Below are 19,673 nucleotides of genomic sequence, written 5' to 3' on the forward strand. Positions count from 1 at the left end.
AGGTGCACAATGTGCACCTTTATTTTTTGCAGCTACTGCAGTATTTCAGTATAAAGAGGTTATATACTGCGCCCTTGGTATATGTCATATCGCATTCATATTCTTCTGTTTCGGGGTAACAACTAGCTTATGGCTCATCCTTTAATTGCGTTCAATCAGCAAAGTCCTGCACATCTTCTCGCCAATTTTTTAACCAGTCAGCACATTCAGGCCGCTGTAGTACAGCACGATAAAGAGTTCGTGGTGGTATTAGATAATCACGACCATCTCGACCGCGCAAAAGTTATTGCAGATGGCTTTTTGGCAAACCCTACCGATCCGAAGTACCAGCAAGCAGCATGGGATAATGGCAAGAACGTACGGCTGGCGCCTTCGGGTAATGGCTTTTCCATGGGTAATATCATTGCCGATGCTGTGAAAGCGCCTTTTACCTCGGTGGTATTTATTCTGTGTGTTGCGGTTTATTTACTGTCGTTGTTTGGGCTGTTTGCCCCTATCGCACAGCATTTATTGATGCAGCCATTTTCCATTTTGTCGCAAAATCACGAATGGTGGCGATTACTAGGCCCTGCGTTCATTCATTTTTCGGCGCTACACATTATATTTAACCTACTGTGGTGGGGCATGTTGGGAGCTAAAATTGAACGCATCCTTGGCATGAGCATGCTGCTTATAGTGTTCTTAGTGTCGGCCACTATTTCGAACGCCGCACAAGCCCTATTTAGTGACCCTGTGCAAGGCAATCTGTTCTTGTTTGGCGGCTTGTCTGGTGTAGTGTATGCCGTAATGGGCTTTGTGTGGTGGCTAGGCTGGTTGCGACCAAGTTGGGGCTTGTCGCTGCCAAATTCAATTGTAGGCTTTATGTTGGTGTGGTTGGTACTAGGTTATGCCGATATTTTGTGGGTAAACATGGCGAATGCTGCGCATACAGCGGGGCTTATTTCTGGATGTTTGCTCGCCGGAGCCTTAAGTCTTGGGTCGGGTAAACGCTAGTGGCGTTTTATGTAGCTAAAAGGCGTACGTTAGCCTTTTAGCCCGTTATCTACTTTTAACCGCCCTGGTATAAGTATTTGGTGAAGATAACGTTCTTCACCACTTCGCCGCCCGTCTCTTGCTTCATGTGCTCTTGCAACGCTTTAAGAATAGCGCGGCGAATATCTTCACGACCAGTTAGTGATTTAACTTTCTCTGCCGGTTGCTGGCCGAATATTTCAATGGCAGTAGAGCGCAGCAACGGCATATGGTGTTCAGCAATTTCAAGCTGATTAACATCGTGGATCATCAATTCAACTGACACGCGTACATAGCCAAGCTTTTGTGCGCTATCGCTAATGTAGTTGGTAACAATCTCTGGCTCTAAGCCCAAATAAGCATAGTTGGCCTTGTCTTGCGCCACTGCTGCGTTACAACCAAGAACGAAAAAACTAACCGCAAATACGCGTAAAACTAAAGACTTAAGCATAGTGAAGTCCGAAACACCAAAGTAGTAAATTCACTTGGTAGTGTAGCAAAACTCTGATTAAACACACTACTGCAAAAGTTTAACCGAGTGAAAATAATTGAACATGACGTGTTATCATACTAACAGATTCATTATTCGGGCTTTTCGTGTGAGTTTTAATGCCACTTTTCCAGTGGGTTTGGCGGTTGACTGGCAAGCACCTTCTGGCATCACAATTCCTAATGCACAGCTAAAAAACTGGCTGTTAGACACTGGGTCGTTAACCGAGCGAGTGCAGTCTTTAAGCAACCACTTTTCTCTAGAGCTTATTGGCCAGCACGAGCAGATTCCTCACGACAATGAACTGTCGTTGTTACTCGACAACGGTGAAACCCATTATCAAGCGCGAGAAATTCTCCTATGTGGCGATCATAAGCCGTGGGTGTTTGCACGTTCTATCATCCCTCAAGCCTTTGTTGACAGCGAACTTTCAGATCTTGGTCGAGAGCCTTTAGGAAAACGTTTGTTTAACGATAAGCGCTTTACACGCTCAGCGTTTCAACTGTGTACAGTGCCAGCTTCGCAGTTTGGTATTAACAGCAATCAAACCTTGTGGGGCCGGCGCTCGTTGTTTACGTTAGGCAACTACAGCATGATAGTAGCAGAGGTATTTCTTCCGTCCTCACCGGCCTATAGCCGCTCTGCTAAAAACGAAAAGGAAAGCGAAAAGCAATTATGAAGCACAATTGGAACGCCTATGCGCGACTTATGCGCCTTGATAAACCAGTCGGTATTTACTTGCTGCTGTGGCCTACGCTGTGGGCGCTTCTTATGGCTGCACAAGGTTTACCGCCTTTAGGCATTACGCTCATTTTTGTGGCTGGCGTAGTTGTCATGCGTTCAGCCGGGTGTGTGATTAACGATTATGCAGACAGAAAAGTAGACGGTAGCGTAAAGCGAACTGCCCAGCGTCCTCTTGCAACCGGAGAAGTATCGGCTAAACAAGCGCTACAACTTTTTGCAGCGCTTATCGCTTTAGCATTTGTCTTAGTGTTATTCCTTAACTGGCAAACCATTGCGTTGTCGGTGGTAGCCTTACTCTTGGCAGCAAGCTACCCCTTCATGAAGCGTTACACCAATTTACCGCAGGTGGTATTGGGTGCCGCGTTCGGTTGGGCCATTCCTATGGCATTTATGGCTGTGATAGAAACAGTTCCAGCTTACGGCTGGTGGTTGTTTATTGCTAACTTATTATGGACGGTAGCTTACGACACCATGTACGCCATGGTAGACCGCGATGACGACCTACAAATAGGCATCAAGTCTACGGCCATATTGTTCGGCAAAAACGACGTGCTCATAGTCATGCTGCTACAGGCCGCTGCCCTTGCCATTTTGTGGTGTATAGGCTGTGCTATTAACGCAACTTGGCCTTACTACTTAGCCGTGCTGTTTTCGGCTCTGCTATGCGTGCGCCAGTATCAGCTTATTAAACGCCGTCAGCGTGAAGGCTGCTTCACCGCGTTTATTGAAAATCACTATATTGGTTTAGCCATCACGCTAGGAACGGCACTGCATTTTTATTTGGTGTAACAGTAAAAGTAACTAGCCCAATACAAACCATTGTTTATGGTATTCAGCCACAAAAAAAGCGCCATAAAGGCGCTTTTTGAGTTTCTAAAAGCTTTGAACGCCTACTTTTCCGCTAGCTTCACTTCAAGTTCAGCAATGCGGCTTTCCATAGCGTCTAGCTTTTCACGAGTGCGAATAAGCACTTGGCTTTGAATATCGAACTCTTCGCGAGTCACTAAATCAAGCTTAGACAGCTGCGACTGCAATACCGCCTTTACTCGACCTTCGGCTTCTTCAGCCATGTTTTTAACGCCAGGTGGAACGGCATCAGCAATTTGTTTCGCTAAATCTTCGAGTTTCTTCGGATCCAACATGGAATTCCCTTATAATGCGCAGCTCAAATTATGAAAGCTATTCTATCGGTATCGACACGACATGCAATGAAAACTGTGTCGCGCCAAAAATGTACGTTGTTCTAGGTATTAAATGAAACTAAATGAAGCTCAAGAGTCTGCCGTAACCTTTGTGTCTGGCCCATGTTTGGTGCTGGCTGGGGCGGGTAGTGGTAAAACGCGCGTAATTACCAATAAGATTGCTCATTTAGTTAGAAACTGCGATATGCCAGCTCGCTACATTGCAGCGGTAACCTTTACCAACAAAGCAGCACGTGAAATGAAAGAACGTGTAGCGCAGACCTTGGGCAAGCCAGAGGCGCGCGGGCTAAAAGTATCGACCTTCCACACCATGGGCTTAACCATTATTAAAGCGCATGTGAAAGATCTTGGCTTAAAGCCAGGTTTCTCGTTATTCGACGATAAAGACTCGTTCGCGTTGCTTAACGATTTGACGTCCGACACCCTCGATGGCGATAAAGATCAGCTTCAGCTTTTACAAAGCTGTATCTCGAACTGGAAAAACGACCTTATCTTGCCCGATGCTTTATTAAAATCAGCTACCAGCACGGGCGAACGAGAGTTTGCAGAAGCCTACAAGCGTTACCAAGACAACCTTAAGGCATATAACGCGCTAGACTTCGACGACCTAATTTTATTACCTACATTGCTTTTAAAAAGTAGCGAAGCAATAAGAGCCAAATGGCAGAGCAAAATTCGCTACTTGCTGGTGGATGAGTACCAAGATACCAATACCAGTCAGTACGAGTTGGTAAAGCTATTAGTAGGTGAGCGTGCGCGCTTTACCGTGGTGGGCGACGATGACCAGTCTATCTATTCATGGCGTGGCGCTAAGCCACAGAATTTGCACCTATTACAGCAAGACTTTCCGCGCTTAAACGTCATTAAGCTACAGCAAAATTACCGCTCGTCAGGTCGTATTCTGCATTGCGCGAATATTCTTATTCAGAACAATCCGCATTTGTTCGATAAAACCCTGTTCTCAGAGCTGCAGTACGGCGAGCCGCTAAAAGTAATAGAGGCGAAGAACGAAGAGCATGAAGGTGAGCGCGTGGTGGCAGAACTGCTGGCGCATAAGTTCATGAACCGCACCCAGTTTAAAGACTACGCCATTTTGTATCGCGGGAATCATCAAAGTCGTATTTTCGAAAAGCTGTTAATGAGTAACCGCATTCCGTACAAAATTAGCGGCGGTATGTCGTTCTTTGGCCGTGCCGAGGTGAAGGACATCATGGCTTATTTAAGGCTGTTGGTGAACCAAGATGACGATAACGCTTTGCTGCGCATTATTAACACGCCAGGGCGCGGTATAGGCCGCGCTACGCTAGAAAAACTGGGTAACTTTGCAAATAGCTTGGGTGTGTCTATGTTCGAAGCGGCGACGCACCCTAACTTAAACAGCGTGTTGCCAGACAAAGCTTTTCATTCGGTTTCTACCTTTGCCCGCTGGGTAGTGGAGTTGTCGGACAATGCAGAGCGTGGCAACACCGCTGACGCAGTGCGCACCATGATCCGCACTATGGGCTACGAAGAATGGCTATATGAAACCAGCGCCAGCCCCAAAGCCGCCGAAATGGCCATGGCCAACGTAAGTACCTTATTCGGTTGGGTTAACGATATGCTGGAAGGTAATGACCTAGACCAACCCATGACCTTAACCGAAGTGGTGAACCGTCTGATATTGCGCGACATGATGGAGCGCGGCGAAGACGACGGGGAAGGGGATCAAGTTCAATTAATGACGCTACACGCTTCAAAAGGTTTGGAATTTCCTATTGTATTTTTAGTGGGCATGGAAGAAGGCTTATTGCCGCACCAAAGCAGCATTGACGAAGACAACGTAGAAGAAGAACGCCGACTTGCTTATGTGGGAATTACTCGCGCCCAGCGCGAGCTTATATTCAGCCTTGCTAAAGAGCGTCGACAATTTGGTGAAGTGATTAACCCAGAGCCAAGCCGCTTTTTATTCGAACTGCCGCCAGACGATGTACAGTGGGAAAATCAGAAACCGAAGGCGACAAAAGAAGAGCGCCAGCAAAAGGCACAGGTGGGAATTGCTAACCTACGAGATATACTAGGGAAAAAGTAGCCTGCTAATTAAGGCGAGCTTACGCTAGCAAGTAAGTACTAACTATCAGCTTGCTAGCGACGTCATATCCAGCACTTTGGCGTGCTTCAATACTTTGCCTTGGCCATAAATGCATTCAATTTCGTTAAGTGCATCTAGCTGCGCCTGTGAGTCTACGCCTTCAGCAATAACCTGAAACTTCAAATGTTCTGAAATAAGCATGACAGACTGAATAAGCTTTAAGTTTCGTTGAGAGCGAGGCAGTGACTTAACAAAGCGATGATCAATTTTGATGAAGTCGAAGGGGTAGGCAAACAAATAACTCAATGAAGCCAATCCGCTTCCAAAGTTATCCAGCACCAAAGTTACGCCCGCACGTTTTAACTTCTTAATAGCAGGAAGAATGAACTGAGAGCGGCGATTTAAGTCGTTTTCATCAAACTCAAATACCAGCTGGCTAGGCGTAATACCTGATGTTTCAATCACATTAATCATCTGGTTCACCATAGAAGCCTGTAGCAGATGATTAATTGAAACGTTAACCGCTATTTTATTTATCGGGTCGTCGGTGTTTTTATAGTGGTTTAATAGCTCGCAGGCTTTGGTTAGCTGGAACAGGTCTAAATCTAGCGTAAGGCCACTATGTTCTGCCACTTGTCTAAACTGCTCTCTGGCAATCTTGCCGTAGGCAGGGTGCGACCAGCGAATATACATCTCTTTATACAGCGTGCTGTCGTCATTAAGCTTTATAACGGGTTGTAAGAAGTAATCGAATTCTTCTTCACGCAGTGCACGCCTGAATTCATTTTCAAGCTCAAGTTCTTCAATAAGCCTGTCGCGCATGCTCTTGTCGAACATAACAAAGCGTCCGCGGCCTAGCGTTTTCGCCTGATACATGGCTGCATCGGCATCACGAAGCACTTCATCAGCGGCGCGATAGTAGGTTTCTAAGTGCGCAATACCAATACTTGCACCTGAATACATCTCTCGACCATCAAGCAAGAACGGCTCAGAAATAGATGAAATTATACGGCTAGCCACTTCCTCTACGTCTGCTTCATCTTCAAAGTTATCAAGCAGTACAACAAACTCATCGCCGCCTAAGCGCGCTAACAGGTCGTGACCACGAATACACAGCGCAATACGTCTAGCTACTTCAATTAAGAACTCATCGCCGGCATGATGACCTAGGGTATCGTTAATAACTTTAAAACGGTCTAGGTCGATAAACAGCACCGCAAACATGTTTTCGCTGTAACGCTGCTTACTGGCTATAGCCAGCTCTAGGCGACTAGTGAACATGGCGCGGTTAGGCAAATCAGTTAACGAGTCGTGATGCGCGTCGTGAATAAGCTTAAGCTCAATCTCTTTACGCTCTTCAATTTGTTGCTTTAAGAACTTATTAGCACGGTTTAGCTCGGCTGTGCGTTCTTTAACGCGCTCCTCAAGCTCAACGTTATAGCGCTGCATCGACTCGGTATTGCGCTTACGCTCAATGGCTACCGCAATATGGTGTGATACAAAGCGCAAAAGCTCTTGGTCGCGAGAATTATATTTAGCGTGTTTACCGTAAGTTTGTACGGCAATAACACCTGCAATTTCTCCATCTACAACAAGCGGCGAACCTAACCACGAGTTCGCACTATTTAGCATAGTTTGCGCAACCGACACATCTAAATCGCCAGACTCTGCAAGCTCCAATACTCTAGGTGGGTTAACCAGCTCAGCTTGCCCCGTTCGCAATACGAATTCAGTTAGACCAAGCCCTAAAGGCCTTGAACTTATGTTCTTTTCTTGTGCGTCACTAAAATACGGGAATGCGAGTAGCTCTTTTTCCTTATCAAGAATGGCAATGTAACAGTTAGGTGCGCTAATTAGCCTGGCTAAAATTTCGTGCAGACTGGAGTAAAACACATCCATATCGCCTTCAAGGTTAGCGGCCAGCTCAGATATCTCGAATAAAGCTTGCTGTAGCGACTCTACTTTTTGGCGCTCTAATATTTCTTCTTGAAGGTCGTCGTTAATTTTTCGCAGTTGGCGGGTGCGTTCGCGGATGGTGCGTTCAGTGAGCTCACGGTTTTTTACTCTATCAACCGTGGTAACAATGTGTTGAGAAACGAACAGCAGTACTTCTAAATCTTCTTGCGTATAGTGCACTCCCTCATCATAAGTTTGCACTACCATGGCACCTATGACTTGGCTTCCCCGTTTAAGGGGCACGCCCAGCAGCTCAAACGGTTGCGAGCCAACTAGCTTTATATCATGCTGAGAGGCAAAGTTTTCTTCATCGTCACGTTTGTAAAATAGATGATCGCCGGTTTTGAGAATGTAACCGGTCATGCCGTCCATTAACGATTCAGCGGGGAGCTGGCGAACGGTTTGTTCGTCGAATTCGTCAATGAAGTAAGCGAAATCGACAACGTTACTGTCGGGTTCGTAAAAGGCGACAAAGAAATTATCGGCATTCATAAAATCGGCAATGATTTCATGAATAGCGGAATAAAGGCGATTAAGGTGACTTACAGAACTGGCAAGTTCAGAAATGTCGAAAAGCGCCTTCTGAACACGTTCAGCGCGCTTGTACTTGTCAGTGAGTTGCTGAAGCTGCGGTATAAGTTCGCGCAGTTCTTCTTCCGTCAACTCATGTTGCGTCGAATCTTGTGACATTCCGCTCGCCAGTAAAAAAGTAACGTTTCCCCAAAGAGTTAAATTACCCGATTAGAGGGTAAAACGCTACTTTTTCCATCAACTTGTTACGATTTAGCGGGTATTAGATACCTTCAATCATGTACTCGATTGCAGCTTTAATTTCGTCATCAGAACAGTTACCGCATGTACCACGAGGAGGCATAGCGTTAATACCGTTCAATGCGTTTTGCCATACGCCATCAAGACCGCGCTCATCTAGACGTGGTTGCCAGTCTGCTGCAACGTGAACTTTAGGAGCTCCTAAAACGCCTGCTGAGTGACATGCAACACATGCAGAGTTGTAAACGTCTTCACCAGACTTTGCACCGCCAGCTGCGCCAGCACTTCCTTCAGCTGCTGCGCCTGCAACGTGTACCTGACCTACCGGCTTAATGCGATCGGCAATTTCATCGTTACTCATTTCTTGTGCTTGTGCTGCAAAAACAGTTAGCGCAGTGGCAGCAACAGTTAACCAAGTCTTTAATTTCACATCTGTCTCCAGGCAATGATGAATTTGTTTAAAATATAACTGGCCAGATTATAACGGTTAATTGGGGTTGAACAACTATTTGAAGCCAATTACCCATAAAAAGTAAGGATTTTTAACACTTGTTCCAAGCCACCTAAAGAGATTTTAATAAATGAGTTGAAGCCAACCCATCGCGTAAGTATTATTACGCCCCGTTTGCAGCGTACATTTAACTGCGTATTTTTCCTTTGCGAACGTACATGGTTATTACAACCGTAGCACGATCCGCCCTTAGCTCAGCTGGATAGAGCGCGGCCCTCCGGAGGCCGAGGTCAGAGGTTCGAATCCTCTAGGGCGGGCCATTTCCTTTTCTAGTGACCTATGAAGGAATAATCTCCTTCAGCCTTTCTATATCAGAATCGAGCACGCCTACCTTAGACGTGGCTGCAACTCTAACGTCCAATCCAATGCAACATCAAAGTCATTCCAACGCATAGCAAAGTCGTTATACTGTTTTTCACTAGTTCATTTTTAAGCGTATCAACGTGCCAATAATGTCGCCGCAGTCTATTCAACGCCCAAGTTTTACTCAGTCACTACTTTGTTTTGGTGTTATTGTCGCACTAATAGCAGGCGGATTATTTGGCCTGGGCATTAGCCTGCATGCATTACTATTTCTGTGTTTGCTATGGGCTGGTATTAATGCTTTTAGCTTGGGGTACAAGTACCTGCAAATCCGCGATTTAATGACCAGCGCGTTAACCCGAGCCATGCCAGCAATCTATATTTTTATTCTCATTGGTATGGTTATCGCCAGCTTTATGCAAAGCGGCACTATCTCAACGCTAATTTATTACGGTTTAAGTTGGCTAAACCCCAGTATCTTCCTTGCGGTGGGATTAATTTTATGTGCGATAATGTCGGTAGCTACAGGCACATCGTGGGGTACGGTGGGCACTATGGGTGTAGTGCTGATGGGTATTGGCGCTGCCATGAACATACCACTCCCCATTGTGGCAGGCATGGTGGTATGTGGTGCGACGTTTGGCGATAAAATGTCCCCGGTGTCTGATACCACCAACCTCGCATCCATGAGCGCGGGTACCAACCTGTATCGACATATGTATGCCATGCTGCTAACTACACTGCCTAGCTTTCTTCTAACTTTTGTAATTTTCTTGGTAATTGGCTTTAGCTACGCAAACCAAAGCTTAAATGTAGACGAAATAATTGAAATAAAAGCAGCACTTGCCAGTCACTATAATCTTGCACCCTATATAACACTGTTACCGCTGGTGTTGCTTACGGTAATGAGCATCAAGAAAGTGCCGGCTGAAGTAACCATGTCGTGCAGTGTTTTGCTGGCCGTCATCATCGCCATTTTCTATCAAGATACTAATACCATTAGCGTGCTCAACGCGTTGTGGGAAAACACCCCGCAAAATACGGGTATCGCAAATTTAGATGCCTTACTAGGACGAGGCGGTATTAGCAGTATGAGCTGGACGTTGCTCCTCGCCTTAATGGCAATCGCATTGGGCGGCATACTGCATGGTGCAGGCTTTCTAGCTGCGTTACTGACAGGCATTATTGAACGGGTAAAACGCACGGCAACCCTAATTGCCGTGACCATTGCGTCTGGTTTTCTAGGCAATGTGGCCATGGGCGAGGCCTATATCTCTATCATTTTGAATTGCCAGCTGTTTAAACCGAAATATGAACAGCAGAACCTTGACCCCGCTGTGCTATCTCGGTCGGTAGAAGAAGGTGCCACTATGACCACCGGCCTTATTCCATGGACAACGGCTGGTGCGTTTTACTCTGCCACACTGGGCGTTGACGTGCTCGATTACGTGCCCTATGCGTTTTTCAACTATCTAAACGGCGTTATTGCGGTATCTATGGCCGCATTGGGCATGGGCATGCTAACAACCAAAGCACGAATGAATAAACACACATCGCTTTGAAGTAACCCATTAGCGAACACAATTCTGATAAACTGTTTTTTAAGATCGCCCGTTTAAAGCCAAACGTATAAGGCATCTATAAAAACAAAACAAAGGATCGTGTATGAGTAGTAATACCCGAGATGCGGCCTCCTCCAAGGCCATTATTAAACAGGAAGGCGCGTTTAGCGTAATCGACAAGCCCACTTTTTTTGGCTCTCTTTTTCTTCTTCTCTCTGTCACCATTCCTCTAATTATTTGGCCGGACCAAGGCGCACAGTGGGTGGCAGCTGCAAAAGACTTCGTAACCAGTAAACTTGGTGTTTTATATCTCTTGCTTGGCGTTGGCGCCGGTGGGTTCATGGTTTACATCATGTTCAGCGACATCGGGCAAATAAAACTAGGCGACCCGGAAGAGAAACCCGAGTTCTCGCCAGTATCATGGGCTGCCATGCTGTTTTGTGCAGGCATAGGCGCGTCTATTTTGTATTGGTCCATGATTGAATGGGTGTACTACTACCAAGCGCCACCGTTTCACATAGAAGGTGAAACCCCCGAAGCCGCAAAATGGGCTGCAGCCTACGGTATCTTCCACTGGGGCCCGCTTGCCTGGGCAATTTACCTCATTCCCGCCGTACCTATTGCTTACTTCTACTATGTGCGCAATCACAGCGTACTTAAAATCTCTGAAGCCCTTATGCCGGTTATTGGCGAGAAAATGGCTCACGGCTGGCTGGGTAAAATTATCGATATCAGCTTTATCTTCGGAATGTTAGGCGGCGGGGCGACCACGTTAGGTTTGGCTGCGCCTATGATCAACGAAGGGGTGCACGAACTATTCGGCGTGCCTAAATCACTTACCACCCAAGTTCTGGTGCTAGTAACCTGTACAGCTATCTTTGGCTACAGCGCGTATGTAGGTTTAAAGAAGGGCATTAAGCTGCTGTCAGACATTAACTTTTGGCTGGCCATAGGATTGCTACTATTTATATTTGTTGTGGGACCTACGTTGTTTATGGCCAATACCGGCCTAGATGCTTTGGGCCGAGTACTTAGCAACATTATTAAAATGGCTACCTGGCTAGAGCCTTTTGCCGAATTTAATGGCTTTCAAAACACGCATTTCCCTCAAGACTGGACCATATTCTACTGGGCATGGTGGCTGGTATTTGCACCAAGCGTAGGGCTTTTTATCGCGCGTATTTCAAGGGGGCGTACCATTCGTACTATGGTGGCGGGCTCCATGTTCTTCGGCACCATGGGCTGCTTTTTATTCTTCATGGTAATGGGGAATTATGGCTTGTATTTGCAGCTTTCGGGTGAACTAGACGTGGTGAGTATTCTTAATCAAGAAAGCCCCACGGCCGCGATTTTCGCCATGCTACACACGCTGCCATTGGACTACATAGTCATTTTCGTATTCACCTTGTTAGCGCTAATATTTACCGCAACTACCTTCGACTCCATTTCTTACATTCTGGCAGCTGTAGTGCAAAAAGAAGTAGACGAAGAGCCATTGCGCTGGAATCGTTTGTTCTGGGCATTCGCGTTATCGTTTATGCCTATAGTACTTATGTTTGTAGGTGGATTAGAAACGCTTCAAACGGCGTCGATAATAGGGGGCGTTCCGCTATTAGCTGTGGCCTTAATGTTATGTATTGCCATAGTGCGGGCGGCCAATTACGACATGCGTTACCAGCCCGATTACTCGGTAAAAGAAATCAATATAGGGGAATTCCCCGACGACGACCCGTGGAGCGAAGAAGGCACATGGGATATTGATGAAGAGGGCGAAGAGAGTGATGGCGAAACGCCTATTGCCGCAAAGCCTAAACAAAGACCGCCAAAAGGCCACGTTGAGGGCGACCCGCACAGCAGACCGTCGCGGTTGTAGCTTTTATCGTAACTGAATGAAACAAACGCCGCACACAGGCGGCGTTTGTAGGCGTTTGTATTAGCTGAGCACAATTAGCGTACCCTACAAAAGCGATTGTGGTACCGTAATAATCGTTTGCATCCTTTCAACTTTACGTATGTAGCAGTATGTCAGTAAAGAATTATCAAAAATTCTATCAGCCCTTAAATGCAGTACATGCGGCTGACTTCAATCGCTGTATTTTCTGCGGCTGCGAAGCTGCACGGCAAGACTTTATTCCACCCATAAAATTCATTCACGACTGGCAAGACGGACATCTACAGGCCGACTTTATTTCTGTGCCTTCATGCAACGAATGCACTGATCTTTTAAAAAATGAAAACAACGCCACGCTAGAACCCAGAATAACCGTGTTAAAAAAGCGGTTGGCGGAAAAGTACAAAAAGGCCATTCGGGTGTTTAACCACTGGAGTATGGAAGAAATTGAAGAAATGGACGCGGCATTTCAAATAAGCCTAAAAGGCGGCATGCGATTAGGCAAAGAAGCCCTTTCCCGTCTTCAATTTGGTGGGTTCGACTATGAAGTAAACGGCAGCATAACGCGGGTCGCAAAACCACAATGCGAGGTTTTTAAAGTGCTCGACGAAGAGTTTAGCAGTTTTAGAGAAGCACTAGCCTTTGCCAGCGCTACCTACAAAATAAAGAAAAGCCGACTAAGCCAGCTTTATTTCGATAATGACGAAAGCTTTGATAGGGCGATTGAGGCTTTTCATGGGTTGGTTGAGGGTAACCCATAAAGCGCTGATTGGCAGCTTTGCACTTTGGAGTCAGAGGTTCGAATACTATCGAGCCCTCCATTTTTTAGGTTTGGCCGTTAATCCCCAAAAGCAAAGTCGTTCAAAGGTCTAGTATGTGTTGAAAGGGCGCAACCATCATTCTTGCCCGTTTTTTAAAAAATACAATTCAGAAAACCCCATTTTTACAAATTCGGTATCTCTGAAGTTTCTTACGGTTTTTTTGTCTTTACTGATAGCGGAAAGTTGCTGTTCAGTTTGCAGGAACTGGGAAAGATCTATTCCCTCAGCTTCGGCCACGGCTTCATGCATATTTTGATGGCGGCTGTAAGAAAAGTTTATCTCTTTTGCCACACCTTTAAACTTATAACGTACTTTATGGGCCATGTTCTACTCAAGTTGGTCGATGTAATTCAAAAACTGTTTAACCGGTATTATAAACTCAATTAGCGCCAATGATTAGCGTGTTAAAAAAAGCGGGTGGCAAAACCGTAGCGTGAGGTGTCCGATGAAGAATTTAGTCGCTTTAAAGAAGCGCTAGCCTTTTCCAGTGCGACATACAAAATAAAGAAAAGCCGGCTGAGCCAGCTTTATTTCGATAATGACGAATGCCTTGATAGGGCGATTGAGGTTAACCAATGAAAAGCTGAGCAATGGCTTTTCACTCCGGAGGCAAAGGTCATAGGTTCGGTGTAAAAGTCCCTTTATTATCTAGTTAACTGAGAACCCTTTCTTTTTGCATTCATAACGTTGTTTTTTTAGGTTTCGAAGTTGGTTTTTTAGTTGCTCGCCTTCTCTCGTACTGTAACCAGCGCGCATTTTTGAGTTAATGTTGTCGATACGTTGCTCTATGCCTGCGCATCGATATTTAGAGGGGGTAAAGTCAGAGTCAGCCAACGAATATGTAGCTGTTAGTAGTAATGGAAGTAAAGTATACGCCTTTTTCATTATCATCCTTGAAAGCTATATGGGGAGCAATTTTATTGGGCTACTGCGCTATCGTAGCTACGTTTATATCGATATCCTATTGCTTGATATTTTCAGATTGGAGAATAGTTGTCAGGGTTTTTATCTTATAACTATGTATCGAAATTCAAACCTATTCTGCTAACTAAAACTTTGTTTCTTAAATGATGTTGTAGTCTGATTACACGTCTAGGTATATGACGGTGTTGAAGGACTAGCATGGTGAACAGGTATGGAATTGGCGCAAAGTTTTTTATAGTCGCTAGTGTGATAGTTGTTAATAGTATGGGAGTTTTATACTTCGCGCGTGATAGCGTTAATCTACCCCAATTCCTTCATTTCGCTTTCGAGCTTATAGAAGTTAAACTTCAGGGAAAAAGTAATCAAGAAAGCTCTGCATTTAAAACTTTACGTTCAAAATCAGAAGTTTCTATTGGTCAAAATAGTTTAGAGCCTGAGGCAAGTTCTGAAGTCAGATATACACAAAGTACTTCTCGAATAGGTGAGCATGCAGCTCCACACACTCATAAATGTTTAGACAAGATAAAACCACCCGAGAGAAAGATCATTTATACATGGACAGATGGGAAAGGCGTTAAGCATATAAGTGACTCTCCTAGGAAGCTGAACAGTAATACTTCAGTACAAGTAGCCAAAATAATTAACCCAGAGGCTATTTCGCTTAACTTTCTCTCGCATAATTTACCGTTTGACGTTCAGCGCGCGGTACGAGGAAAAGTACAAGAAGCATTAGATGCTTTTGCGCCAGTTACACCTACAGAATCAATGGTTCCTGTTGTAGCTAACATAAGGAGTTTTAGTGATAAAGGTGAGTATGAAAAATACAGTAAGCGTTTTAATCTTTCTACACCCACAAACACAGGCTTTTATTCTTCTGGCAGAAATGAATCTGCCATTTTAATTCGGGATAATAAGGAAACGCTCCAAACTATAACGCATGAGGTAATGCATACCATTAATCGATATTGGTATGGCCAAGTGGCGAAATGGTTGAATGAAGGAATGGCGGAATATTCAGAAACCCCGGGAAGTTTGACTAACAGCGCATGGGTTAATCATTTTAAAAGTAATCAGCCGCTAGCATTGACGACACTCTTTGAAGGGACGGAGAGCAGTTGGCGCAAAGATCCGCATCAATTCTATGCTTCTAGTTGGGCTTTCGTTGCTTTTCTAATGAGCGACAACCAAGACTTTATGAGCCGACTTTTGCTGTTAGAAAGCGAAAATGGCTGTGAAGAGATTTCCATGAGCGATATTCAGCGATTATATGGTAGAGATATCGGAGCACTGAACGGTGATTTTCGACGCTGGCTTAGAAGTAAGTTTCAATAAACTATTTTCCAATGTTATCGCCAATCCTCCAACTGCTGCAATGCCTTAATACGGTCACGTTGCAGAGCGAACGCTTCAAACACGTCATCAAAGTTTGCGTTATTTGGCTTAAGGTTAGGTAGGGCCAAGTTTGCTTGACTGAAAAACTCAGTTTTATTGTTTTGCCAGCCTTGTTTCCACCACGAAATAATTAGGTCGCGAGAGTTGGCAAGCTTCAGTCCTGTGGGTAATTTATCGGATTTGCGAGCGTTTATGCCCGATTGGGTCGGTAGTAAATTCCAAAGGTCGTTATTGGGCCATCTCGCAAAAGGAAATGCATGATCGATAGCGTAGCTAGAAAGTTTTAGGCGCTTTCCAGACCAGCAGCATGCAACGCCTTCATTAGAAAGTAACTCATTAACCCGTTTTCGAATTTTAGAAGTAGAGCGTTCTGGGTCTTCCCACCGAAGGGCATTAAGATAATCGACTTTAGTAAACGGCCTTTGTTTGTTTAAACCATAACCTGCCATTAAAGACGACCACTCGTTAATCAAAGTCGGCTCTATCCACACGCTAAACTGAGTTAATGAATCCCAAATATGCACGGGCACATAGAACTTTCCTAACGAAGACAAAAACTCGAAGTCTAGTAACAAATCGTTTTTAGGTTTTCGAGTTTGATTAAGCTCTACATGAAAAACACCTATATCAGTGCCAGGCAACGTGGTGTGCTTAGCGGGCATGTTTTTTACAGTAGAAGCGATGTCTTTTAGAGTTCGGTAAATCGCTTGCACCGTTGCACTATCTGAATAGTGCGCACCAATATAAAAATCATTACTAGAAAATGCTATAATTTGCTGCCAACCGTCAGTTTTAATAAACCCCAACCCTCTACTAGAGTTGCTGTTTTGTTGCATTTCGAACTTATCAATTAACGGTTTATAAAGCTTCAACCAATAAAGAGCTACTAATCCAACAGGCAGAATAACGTGTTCGTTAGTTTGTTCTATAACCGCGCCCGGATGGCCTTCGGCTATTCTGAGTAGTGTCCGTAAAAGTGCAACCTTGTATGTTGAGGATTTACTGTCGTTTATTACGATGTTTCTAATTAAAGGAAATGCGCCTGTACCGTTATCGGGAAGTGTAAGCAAAACCGTTTGCCATTGAACGTCAGCGCGGCCTAGCTCATCGTTTGACTTTTCAGGAGTAAGCAGTCGATAGGAAAGCCCGAATTGACTTGCAAACTTAGCCAGTTCATCTGCTGAAACAGGGTACATAGTGCGTTCGTCAGCGCAACTGCCATGGCGTAAAGATATAACTAGTTTACCGCTGGGTTTCAGTAAAGAGGATAGCTTTCTAAAAGAGCGCTCTCGCTCCGACGGCGTGATATGCATCCAAACTGCACTTAGCAGGATCAGGTCAAACTTTGTTTGTAAGCGAAAAACTTCGGTCAGTTCAGGTAATGAATCGGATAGCCAGTGAATAGGGTTTGCAACAGTATATTCTTGTGCAATTTCTCGAATACCTACAGCTGGTTCCACAGCAACTACACTAAGGCCTTTCGCAGCTAGATAGCGAGCATCCCGACCGGAGCCTGCACCCACATCAAGTACCATTCCTTCTTTAGGTATAGCCTTTAGCCAGTCTTTGTGAACAGTCTCAAAAGGAACACTGTCGTATTGTTTCACTAATGCTGATGCATTGGCCGAGTAGTACGTTATATTAGTCGTCAAACCTTTAACTTATTCGCAAGTCCATTAAGAACCTCTACTTCTAATTCATTTGTATAGCAAACACAAGCTAACCTTTTCAGCTCAAGTGTATTGGAAAGACGACCTTTACCATTTTGTAAAATCTCTTTTTAGAAACTTAAATAGCAATAATTATCATTTAAATTAGCTTTAATTTATCTTATACTCCCCCGCCGTAAAGTTCTTAACCCTTCATAACCAAATAACAGAGAAAACCATGAAACTAAGCAGTTTATTTGCACTAACGCCTATCGCGTTTGCTTTGTCGGTAAATGCGCAAACAACTCAAAGCGATACAGTAGAAGTTAAAGAAGCAGACGTAGAAAAAATTCGTATTGTAGGTGTTCGCCAAAACCGTGTTAGCCGCGGTGCAACTGGCTTAACCATGGAAATCAGTGAAACGCCTCAGTCTATCAGTATTCTTTCTGAAGACCTTATGCAGTCGTTCGGTGCGTTCAACATTAATGACGCACTAAAGCTAGCACCAGGTATCAATGTAGAAGAGTGGGAAACTAACCGTACTAACTACACCGCACGTGGTTTTGAAATTAAAAACACCCAGATTGATGGTGTAGGCCTGCCTAACGACTGGGGTATTGTTACCGGATCGGTTGAAGCTTACGGCTACGAAGAAATTGAAGTTATTCGTGGTGCGAACGGCCTGCTTACTGGTGTAGGTAACGCGTCAGGCACCATCAACTATGTGCGCAAGCGTCCTACTAACGAAGAAGGCGGCGAAGTGGGTGCAAGCATTGGCTCTTACAACTTCAAGCGCGTTCAAGGCGATTACTCTATGCTGCTTACAGAAGACGGCAGCTGGGCGGCGCGTGTAGTAGGTAGCTTTGAAGATAAAGAGTCTCACCTAGATGGTTTAGAAAACGATCGCGGCTTTGTATACGGCGTTATTGACGGTCAGCTAACGGATAACGCAACGATAACCTTCGGTTTGTCATATCAAGATGCCAATACCGACGGCAACACGTGGGGCGGGCTAGTATTTAACTATACCGACGGTACGCAAGCTGAGTGGGATATTAATGACACCACTACGCAAGAATGGACCAAGTGGGATACTGAAACCACTAACGCCTTTGTTGAACTAGACTATGAGTTCGACAACGATTGGCAATTGCTGCTTAGCTATAACTTCCGTGGTTACGAAGATGAAAGTAAGCTGTTTTATGCTTACGGTGCCATTGATAAAGAGACTGGCCTAGGCTTAGTTGGATGGCCAGGTCGTTACGATTCTGAAATTGACTCTCACCTGTTAGAAGGCCGTGTATTCGGTGATTTCGAGCTGTTTGGTCGCAGCCATGAAGTTAACTTTGGTGTAAGTCACGCTACTAGCGACGACGTGTCTTTTGTTCATGCGTTTGACTACGCTACTACTCCTGCATACGGCCCAACACCAGCATTCCCGTACGGCTTGGATGCGATTGCTGAGCCTGAGTGGTTAGGTGTGTCTGAGTACTCAAATATTGAGCAAACACTAACGCGTTACTTCGGCTCTGCTCGATTCAGCGTAACTGACGCAATGCACATCATTGCTGGTTTTAACGCGATCGACTTCGAACGTACTGGCCAAAACGCGGGCGCGGTTATCGATAACTCAGAAAGCGAAGCCAGCCCTTATGTTGGTGCCACTTACGCGGTGACAGAAGATGTTAATGCTTACGTGAGCTACTCTGACGTGTACCAGCCACAAGAACAGTATGACGTAAACGGCCAATACCTTGACCCAACTAAAGGTAAGAACTTTGAAGCGGGCTTCAAGGCACAGTGGTTCGACGACAGACTACTAACAACTTTCGCTTACTTCACCGCTGAACAAGATAACTTGGCAGCATATGCAGGTACTAACCCTGAAACTCTTCAGTACTATTACAAAGGTGTATCAGTAGAGTCTGACGGTTTTGAAATTGAGCTAGCGGGTCAGTTAACTGATGATCTACGCATTAACGCGTCTTACACCAACATTGATGTAGAAGACGAGCAAGGTAACGACGCTAACTTATGGGCACCACGTGATGTAGTGACGTTCCAACTAGGTTACACCGTACCGCAAGCGCCAGAAATTGAAGTAGGTTTTGGTGGTAGATGGCAGTCTGAAATTAGCAACGTAGACTACAACGTTAAGCAGGGCGCTTACTTCTTAGGCAACCTTTATGCTTCACATGCGTTTACAGAAGATTTCACCGTTCGCATGAACATCAACAATATCTTCGACAAGAAGTACATTAACAGCCTACATACGGTTGGTTACTACGGTGCGGGGATCAACGCTCAGTTGAGTGCATCATATACGTTCTAATATGAACCAAAACATGAATGACAAAAATGCGGCTTAGGCCGCATTT

Annotated in this window: 15 protein-coding genes and 1 tRNA gene; 10 read left to right on the top strand and 6 right to left on the bottom strand. The window is 45.0% G+C overall.

What is annotated here, in order from left to right; genetic code table 11:
* Positions 1–129 precede the first annotated feature (129 nt).
* On the top strand, positions 130–993 hold the full coding sequence (gene glpG, locus ACFI6J_RS19925; RefSeq protein WP_156085699.1) for a rhomboid family intramembrane serine protease GlpG: 864 nt from the start codon (positions 130–132) through the stop codon (positions 991–993).
* Between the two features lie 55 nt (positions 994–1,048).
* Here glpG and ACFI6J_RS19930 read toward each other — a convergent pair whose 3' ends face one another.
* Positions 1,049–1,462: a flagellar basal body-associated protein FliL gene (locus ACFI6J_RS19930; protein WP_014977897.1), complete on the bottom strand. Its 414-nt coding sequence runs from the start codon at positions 1,460–1,462 to the stop codon at positions 1,049–1,051.
* Positions 1,463–1,610: 148 nt separating this feature from the next.
* On the opposite strand from ACFI6J_RS19930, the gene ACFI6J_RS19935 reads away from it, so the two are divergent.
* Together ACFI6J_RS19935 and ubiA are read left to right on the top strand one after the other, a co-directional pair.
* Positions 1,611–2,180 (top strand): chorismate--pyruvate lyase family protein, encoded by a 570-nt coding sequence (locus tag ACFI6J_RS19935; RefSeq protein ID WP_041693341.1) that lies wholly within the window; start codon positions 1,611–1,613, stop codon positions 2,178–2,180.
* On the top strand, positions 2,177–3,034 hold the full coding sequence (ubiA, locus tag ACFI6J_RS19940; RefSeq protein ID WP_039226953.1) for a 4-hydroxybenzoate octaprenyltransferase: 858 nt from the start codon (positions 2,177–2,179) through the stop codon (positions 3,032–3,034). Before ACFI6J_RS19935 ends, ubiA begins: the two co-directional genes overlap by 4 nt.
* A gap of 101 nt (positions 3,035–3,135) precedes the next feature.
* Here the strand turns inward: ubiA and ubiK are convergent, their stop codons facing one another.
* Positions 3,136–3,387: a ubiquinone biosynthesis accessory factor UbiK gene (gene ubiK, locus ACFI6J_RS19945; RefSeq protein WP_014947772.1), complete on the bottom strand. Its 252-nt coding sequence runs from the start codon at positions 3,385–3,387 to the stop codon at positions 3,136–3,138.
* Positions 3,388–3,499: 112 nt separating this feature from the next.
* Here ubiK and rep point away from each other — a divergent pair, with 112 nt between their 5' ends.
* Positions 3,500–5,515: a DNA helicase Rep gene (rep, locus tag ACFI6J_RS19950; protein ID WP_039226949.1), complete on the top strand. Its 2,016-nt coding sequence runs from the start codon at positions 3,500–3,502 to the stop codon at positions 5,513–5,515.
* Between the two features lie 45 nt (positions 5,516–5,560).
* Here the strand turns inward: rep and ACFI6J_RS19955 are convergent, their stop codons facing one another.
* Together ACFI6J_RS19955 and ACFI6J_RS19960 are read right to left on the bottom strand one after the other, a co-directional pair.
* Positions 5,561–8,161 (bottom strand): sensor domain-containing phosphodiesterase, encoded by a 2,601-nt coding sequence (locus tag ACFI6J_RS19955; RefSeq protein WP_014947774.1) that lies wholly within the window; start codon positions 8,159–8,161, stop codon positions 5,561–5,563.
* Positions 8,162–8,264: 103 nt separating this feature from the next.
* On the bottom strand, positions 8,265–8,672 hold the full coding sequence (locus ACFI6J_RS19960) for a c-type cytochrome (RefSeq protein WP_014947775.1): 408 nt from the start codon (positions 8,670–8,672) through the stop codon (positions 8,265–8,267).
* Positions 8,673–8,936: 264 nt separating this feature from the next.
* On the opposite strand from ACFI6J_RS19960, the gene ACFI6J_RS19965 reads away from it, so the two are divergent.
* The 4 genes from ACFI6J_RS19965 (at position 8,937) to ACFI6J_RS19980 (ending at position 13,270) form a co-directional block, all read left to right on the top strand.
* Positions 8,937–9,013, top strand: a tRNA-Arg gene (locus ACFI6J_RS19965).
* A gap of 192 nt (positions 9,014–9,205) precedes the next feature.
* Entirely contained in the window at positions 9,206–10,618 is a 1,413-nt protein-coding gene (gene nhaC / locus ACFI6J_RS19970) for a Na+/H+ antiporter NhaC (protein WP_156085700.1), read from the top strand.
* Positions 10,619–10,721: 103 nt separating this feature from the next.
* Positions 10,722–12,491 carry a BCCT family transporter gene (locus tag ACFI6J_RS19975; protein ID WP_156085701.1) on the top strand — a complete coding sequence of 590 codons (1,770 nt, stop codon included), beginning with the start codon at positions 10,722–10,724 and terminating at the stop codon, positions 12,489–12,491.
* Between the two features lie 149 nt (positions 12,492–12,640).
* The gene (locus tag ACFI6J_RS19980; RefSeq protein ID WP_156085702.1) at positions 12,641–13,270 is read left to right on the top strand and encodes a hypothetical protein; all 630 of its coding nucleotides are present in this window, start codon (positions 12,641–12,643) and stop codon (positions 13,268–13,270) included.
* 135 nt (positions 13,271–13,405) lie between these two features.
* Here ACFI6J_RS19980 and ACFI6J_RS19985 read toward each other — a convergent pair whose 3' ends face one another.
* Positions 13,406–13,654, bottom strand: a complete 249-nt coding sequence (locus tag ACFI6J_RS19985) for a DUF2960 family protein (RefSeq protein WP_156085703.1) — start codon at positions 13,652–13,654, stop codon at positions 13,406–13,408.
* Positions 13,655–14,452: 798 nt separating this feature from the next.
* On the opposite strand from ACFI6J_RS19985, the gene ACFI6J_RS19990 reads away from it, so the two are divergent.
* A complete protein-coding gene (locus ACFI6J_RS19990; protein ID WP_156085704.1) occupies positions 14,453–15,586 on the top strand; it encodes a DUF4124 domain-containing protein in 1,134 nt (377 codons plus the stop codon).
* A gap of 14 nt (positions 15,587–15,600) precedes the next feature.
* Here ACFI6J_RS19990 and ACFI6J_RS19995 read toward each other — a convergent pair whose 3' ends face one another.
* Positions 15,601–17,298, bottom strand: a complete 1,698-nt coding sequence (locus tag ACFI6J_RS19995; RefSeq protein WP_156085705.1) for a class I SAM-dependent methyltransferase — start codon at positions 17,296–17,298, stop codon at positions 15,601–15,603.
* Between the two features lie 235 nt (positions 17,299–17,533).
* On the opposite strand from ACFI6J_RS19995, the gene ACFI6J_RS20000 reads away from it, so the two are divergent.
* Positions 17,534–19,627 (top strand): TonB-dependent siderophore receptor, encoded by a 2,094-nt coding sequence (locus ACFI6J_RS20000; RefSeq protein WP_156085706.1) that lies wholly within the window; start codon positions 17,534–17,536, stop codon positions 19,625–19,627.
* Positions 19,628–19,673 lie beyond the last annotated feature (46 nt).

The organism is Alteromonas sp. G4i13, from assembly GCF_054960505.1.